The organism is Belnapia moabensis DSM 16746 (genome assembly GCF_000745835.1).
In the GTDB taxonomy this organism is placed as follows: Bacteria; Pseudomonadota; Alphaproteobacteria; order Acetobacterales; family Acetobacteraceae; genus Belnapia; species Belnapia moabensis.
Genome location: NZ_JQKB01000161.1, coordinates 1 through 6,510 on the forward strand (window position 1 = coordinate 1; position 6,510 = coordinate 6,510).

At 62.3% G+C, this 6,510-nt stretch carries 4 protein-coding genes and 1 pseudogene; 2 read left to right on the forward strand and 3 right to left on the reverse strand.

The features are described from left to right. A partial coding sequence (locus tag EP26_RS29135) for a transposase (protein ID WP_043344644.1) occupies positions 1-185 on the reverse strand: 185 nt, incomplete at its 3' end. A 674-nt stretch (positions 186-859) separates the two neighbouring features. Continuing rightward, positions 860-3,208: a putative bifunctional diguanylate cyclase/phosphodiesterase gene (locus tag EP26_RS29140; protein WP_084113125.1), complete on the reverse strand. Its 2,349-nt coding sequence runs from the start codon at positions 3,206-3,208 to the stop codon at positions 860-862. Positions 3,209-3,472: 264 nt separating this feature from the next. Between EP26_RS29140 and EP26_RS36535 the strand changes: the two genes are divergently transcribed. Continuing rightward, a complete protein-coding gene (locus EP26_RS36535) occupies positions 3,473-3,703 on the forward strand; it encodes a hypothetical protein (RefSeq protein ID WP_169747533.1) in 231 nt (76 codons plus the stop codon). Positions 3,704-4,601: 898 nt separating this feature from the next. Here EP26_RS36535 and EP26_RS29145 read toward each other — a convergent pair. After that, on the reverse strand, positions 4,602-5,630 hold the full coding sequence (locus EP26_RS29145; protein ID WP_043344645.1) for an IS110 family RNA-guided transposase: 1,029 nt from the start codon (positions 5,628-5,630) through the stop codon (positions 4,602-4,604). A gap of 98 nt (positions 5,631-5,728) precedes the next feature. Here EP26_RS29145 and EP26_RS29150 point away from each other — a divergent pair. Then, positions 5,729-6,510, forward strand: a pseudogene (locus EP26_RS29150) (DDE-type integrase/transposase/recombinase); the annotation flags it as partial.

The window sequence follows — 6,510 nt, forward strand, 5'->3', positions numbered from 1 at the left end:
GGGCCAAGCTCTGCCGGGATGCTGCGCCACTTGGCGCCGTTCTGGTGCCGCCAGAAGATCGCCGAGATGGTCCGCCGCAGCTCCTTCGGTGGCGTCTTCCCCAGCGGCCGCACCTCCTCGATCAGCGGCTCCCAGACCGCCCATGCCGCGTCGGTGAAGACCTCACAACCGTTCCTGTCTGTCATGCCCCGAATATGGGAATAGCACTCAAGCTCTAACAGACCTTAGCCGGGCACGTCCAGCGGGCAGTGGCGCAGACCCGGTGCCATGGCAGCTCATGAGCCTGATCGGGCACCAAGGCAAAGGCCAACGCCCGGCCAGAGCCATCAGCGATCACGCAGGCCTTGGTGCCGTAGCCGTCGCGAGACCAACCAAGCGCCTCGCGCACATCTTGGTTTTGGAATCGCATTCCCGCTTTTGGCCCGCGCCGCTGTCTGGTGGGGCGCGGATGGTGGTCATGCCGGCGATGACGGTCCTGCCGAATGCGATCCCACGTTGCCGCCCCAACTCGAGCAGGCGCTTCCGGCAAGCGCCGTGCTTAGCCTCGTGGATCAACAACTGTGCGGCCAGACCTCTTCGATCCGCGGTTTCCAAGACGTCCAGGCGGCGTCGGTGAAAACTTCGCACCGGTTCCTGTCCGTCACCCCGCATGCAGGTAGGACAATGAGCAATCGACTGGTCCCCGACCGATGGATCCCTCATCGCCGTCCCTCGACGGGGGCCATGACCAACCGCAACAGTGCGGAGCGTTTCGCGCCAGGCCGCTCCACTTCGGTGCCACAGCACGAACCGTGATGCGGCCCCTCGATATTGGAACGACCGGGTGCGACCATCCGTGCCGTGCCGGGGGCCGCAGCGTCTAGGTCTTGCTCCAGACCGCGGAGGGAATGCTGCTGACACTGGTTATCCCGCTCAGCCGCTCGATGATGGCCGGCACTTGATCGATCGGTGCCGGCTTGTGGAAAAGATATCCTTGGCCCTCGTGACAGCCCAAATCCCGCAGCCGATCATGTTGGAGCCGGGTTTCGATCCCTTCCGCGAGCACCAGCATGCCGAGGTCCCGTCCAATGCCGAGCACGGCATTGATGATGGCATCGCAGTCACGACGCTCGCCTAACCCAGCAATGAAAGAACGGTCTATTTTCACCTTATCAAATCTGAACGTGCGGAGATAAGACAAGCTGGAGTAGCCCGTACCAAAATCGTCCATGGCAATTTGCACACCACGATCGTGCAGGCGCTTGAGGGCGGTGAGCGTCCTCTCCTTGTCTTTCATGATGACGGTTTCGGTAATTTCCAATTCGAGCAGGCTTGGAGGCAGCTTGGTTTCCGCCAGCACATCATCGATGTGTTGGATCAACTTGCCCCCGCGGAACTGAATTGGTGAAATGTTGACCGCGACTTTAAGATTGGGCCAGGTAACCGCGTCCAGACAAGACTGACGGAGCGCCCAGCTGCCCAGTTGAACGATCAAGCCAGTCTCCTCCGCGACAGGAATGAACTCGTCGGGTGGGACAAGACCCCGCACCGGGTGGTTCCACCGCATCAGCGCTTCGAAGCCCACAATCCTTCCTGACTTGATGCGGACGAGGGGCTGGTAGAACATTTCGAACTGGCCCTCATCCAGCGCGGTTCTGAGATCCTTCTCCAAGATCGCGCGCTTGAGAAGCTGTTCCCCCATTTCAGGTTTGTAAATCGAGAAACCCTCGAGGCCATGATCCTTTGCGCTACGCACCGCCAGATCAGCATTGCGCATGACGATGTCGCTGGAATCGCCCTTTTGCGGAAGAACAATGCCGATGGTCGCGCCGATATTCAACGTCCGGCCGTCCAGTTCAAACGGCTCTGCCGCGAGCTTCGAAAGCTTCTCAGCCAACGCGGCTGCCTGGGTTTGAGTGGTGATACCCGTTTGCAGAATCGCGAACTCGTCGCTATCAAGACGTGCGACCAGGGCCGTTTTTGGCAAGGCTTGGCTGATACGATCAGAAAACGCTTTGAGCAGAGCGTCGCCGGATGCATGGCCCAAAGTGTCGTTAATGCTTTTGAAATGGTCCAAATCAAGTACCATCAATGCCGGCTTTACCGGAGCCTGCATCGCAGTCTCTAGCTTGTCTTTGAAAACAGCGCGGTTGATCAGCCCGGTCACCGCATCATGTTTCGCCATATGCTCAATGCGAGCATGAGCCTCCTTGCGGTCGGTCACATCCTCATAGGTCAGGAGCCAGCCACCATTGGCCATGAAGCTGTGGTGGACGGCCAGGGTGCGGCCTTTCCACGGATATTCCAGCGTCGTTGGTCCCCAGCTTGTTTCCAGGTGCTGAAGTATCTTCTTATACGCGACGTCAACTCGGTTGGCTTTGTCTGACTCCCCGTCCAACAGGAGCTCGATGACGCTTCTCAGATCCATGCCGGGCTTGAGCTGACCTTTCCGGAGCCCGAACACGTCGACATAGTGGTCACTGGTGCGCATCAGGACGTTATCGCGGTTGAATAGGCAAATGCCATTGGCCATTTTTTCCAAGGCCGTGTCGAGATGGCGTTTGGACATGCGCAGTTTTTGCTCGGTATTCCCATATTTTTCGGTTGCGTTCCTGCCATACAGCCAGAACATCAGGCCGATACTGCACAGGGAGCCACAAGCGAGAATAATCAAGGCAACGCGAAACTGGTTGTCTCGCGTCATTGCCGCAGATTCTTTGAGCGACACCTCGACTGCACCAATTACGGTGCGAGAGCGGTCCAAGATGGGCGCATACGACGAATAATATGTCTCGCCATTAACGATCTGACTCGACTGATAACTGTCTTCCTGGAGAAACAGCGCTGTCCGTGCGGCTCCGGCCGGTAGGCGAAAACCAATGCGGCGAAGCCCTTGGGCATCCCGCAAAGTCGTCGCAACTGCCTCATCCCGCACGAAGAACGTCACGTCGACACCCATATTGCGACGCATTTCATCAACAAGGGAATTATTTCCGTTAATCGCAGTGCTTCCAATATACAAAACATCTTGTGCCAGGCGCGGCTCAGACCCCAACAACCTCATGGTAGAGAGGACATTCTGAATGCTGCTCTGCAGAACATGCTGGGTAAATTCCTGCCGTTCTCGGTGCATGGTATTGCTGAGAACGAGAATGACGCTGACCGTGCCGCAAACCAGCAAGAAGCACACGGAGAAAAGCGTTTTTGCTGATTTGATGGACCGCATCATCGCTATATCGATGTCCTGTATAGGTAACTATAACCTCAAATTAATGTATCATCGATACAAGAACCGTTTGTTAATGATTTCTGCAGGATGATGGCGCTTGGCAGAAGCCTTGGCTTGTGCTGCGCCAGGGGGTCCGCGATGCATCGGACGCGAGAAACTCGACAACAACCGCCATCAGGCTGGTGCTCGGCGAAGCACCTGCTCGACGAATACGTCAGCCAGATTACCGAATGTCAAAGGCAGGGTGTATCGAGTAGGCGGCTCTTGAGCGTGGTCCTGAATCGCGGAAAAACGGATCCCAGAAAGGCTCGGCAGCCTGAGCGGCATGATCCGGTGCGGGGCGTGTCGCGGCAGCTTGGTTTAGGGCGGCTGATTGGATGGGACGGCCGGAGTGACAGGCTGGTTCATTCGGTGGTGCAGCGGGCGCTGGCGGCGCACCATGAGGCCTTCGCTCGCCGGATCGGACAACAAGACGATCGCCAGGACACGCCGTGACGCCGCCCAAGGGGTGGCGCGGGGCTATGGCGGCCGCCCCGCAGCACGGCCCTGACCTTGCCCGCTGGCGGGCTACGCGGCGCAACAGGCCCCCTGTAGGGCCCAACGCACCGCAAGCGAGGCGACGAGCAGCCCCCCCGTGTCAGACGAGTTGTCGCGTGGATAGGATCGCGCAATGAGGGGGCGTGGATGATCGAGAATGGCGAGATACGGACAAGCCTTCAGGGACCGCATCGTGGCGCGGCTGCTGCCACCGGAGAGCGCGGCGATCGATCTGGTGTCCCGCGAGGTCAGGGTCAGCGTTGGTACTTTGGAGCGCTGGCGAGCTGAGGCGCTGGCTGCACCCGGTGAGCTGACGAACAACCAGCGCTGGACGCCGGCGGCGCAGCTGGAGGCGGTGATCACTACGGCAACGATGGACGAGGCTGCCCGCAGTGCCTGGTGTCGCGAGCAGGGCCTCTACCCCGCTGAGCTGGAGGCCTGGAGGCATGATGCGATTGCCGGCCTCGGCGAGCCGCGGGCGGTGAGTGCCGTCGAGGCGCGGCAGGACCGGCGGCGGGTCCGGGAGCTCGAGCGCGAGTTGCACCGCAAGGACAAGGCATCGGCCGAAACAGCTGCCTTGCTGGTGCTCAGAAAAACGTATGGCCCGCCCCGTCTGCAAGCGCTTTCACGGCCCGGTCTGATCAGTCTACGCCAACGTATCCGGCTTCGGAGACAGGCTCCCAGCCAAGATGGAGATCCGCGCGTCCCGGTCCTCATAAAACTAGCGGCGTCGAGCGCCATTTTTTCTGCCAGGCTTCCAGAACGCCGATCAACTGTCAGGCCATCTCGCTTCTACCACCCGCAGACCTCATACAGTCGCTCGCGCCGGGTGAGCGCGAACGGCCGACCTCGTTGGCTACGACACCGTCGCAGCCCGCATCTCGAACCGCTGCCCAGTGCGGAGCACCGCGCAGATCGTCCGCGCCAGCTTGGCGGCGAGCGCCACCACCACGGTGTTCACATGTGCCCGGGCCGCCAAATCGCGCAGCCAGCCGCCCAAGGGCGTCTCGCTCTTGGACAGCGTCGGCAGTGCGGCACGGGCGCCATGGATCAGCATCTTGCGCAGATACACGTTGCCGCGCTTGCTGATCCCCAACAGCTTCGGTTTGCCTCCCGTCGTCATCTGCTTTGGCACCAGCCCCATCCAGGCGGCCAGATCCCGGCCGCGCCCGAAGGTTTCGGCCTTGCCGATCGCGGCCACCAACGCTGTGGCGTTCAAGGGACCGATGCCCGGTATTGTCGTCAGCAGCCGAGCCGCCTCATCCGTTCGGGCCTCACGAGCGAACTCGTCGTCAAACGCCAGGATGCGGCGGTCCAACTCGCGCCATTCGGCCCGCTGGTCCTCGATCAGCAGCCGGGTCCGCGGACTGAGCGAGACCTGCTCCGCAGCCAGCAGGGTCTCGAGGTGCAGCTCCAGCTTGCGCCGTCCCTGGGGCACGATGATGCCCCGCTCCAGCAGGAACGCCCGCAGCTGGTTGATCAGCGCCGTTCGCTCGCCCACCAGCCGGTCACGAGCACGATGCAGGCTCTGCATGTCGAGCTGCGCCTCACTCTTGAGCTCGACAAACCGCATCGTCGGCCGGGTTGCCGCCTCGGCGATCGCCTCGGCGTCACGGTCATCGTTCTTCTGCGCCTTCACGTAGGGTCGAACGTATTCCGGTGACATCAACCGGACCTGATGACCTTGGGTGCGCAGCTTGTGGCCGAGATAGTGTGCTCCGCAGCAAGCCTCCATCGCCATCATGCAGCTCGGCAGCTCTGCCGCCAGCTTGATCACACCGTCCCGCTGCAGGCGCCGCCGCAGGATTACCCGCCCACCGGCGTCCAAACCCACGACGCTGCAGCTGTTCTTGCCCAGGTCGATCCCCAAAACCGCGATCTGCATCGAACCAGCTCCCGTCCCTCAGGTTGCCCTGCCAGCCTACTGCCGGAGGGGAGAGGGGCGGGCCATCCCATAAAACTGGATGCGGTCTTCCGCGACGGCGAGGACGAATGACCCGCCTGGAGGACCGCCAGACCCTCATGGCTGAGGTCACGGCGGCCTGCGCCGCCGGCGCCCGGCTCGCTCCGGCCTGTGCTTTGGCCGGCATCGACCAGCGTACCGTCCAGCGCTGGCGTGCCGAGGACGGCCAGGTCCGGGCCGACCGCCGGCCCGACGCCGTCCGGTCACGGCCAGCACACGCGCTCAACGAGGCGGAGCGGGCGCGGATCGTAGAGCTGGCCAACCAGCCGCGCTTTGCCAGCACGCCGCCGGCCCGCATCGTCCCGGCGCTGGCCGACGAGGGCATCTATGTCGCCAGTGAGGCGAGCTTCCATCGCGTGCTGCGCGACCATGGCCAGATGCGGCACCGCGGCCGAGCTCGCCCGCCGCGGACTATAGGGCCGCCGAGCACGCATGTAGCCACCGCGCCTGGGCAGGTCTGGTGCTGGGATGTGACCTTCCTGCGCGCCCGGGTGCAGGGGCGCTGGTTCTACCTGTTCCTCATCCTCGACCTCTGGAGCCGCAAGATCGTCGGCCACGAGGTGCATGAGACAGACCAGGCCGAGCACGCCGCCCATCTGGTCCGCCGCACCGCGCTGGCCGAGGGCATCCACACCCGCACCAAGCGCCCGGTGCTGCACGGCAACAACGGCCCGAGCATGAAGGGCACCACCGTGCTAGCCATGCTGTACTGGCTCGGCATCGTGCCGTCGCATTCGCGGCCACGGGTCAGCGATGACAATGCCTATGCCGAGGCGCTGTTCCGCACCGCCAAGTACCGCCC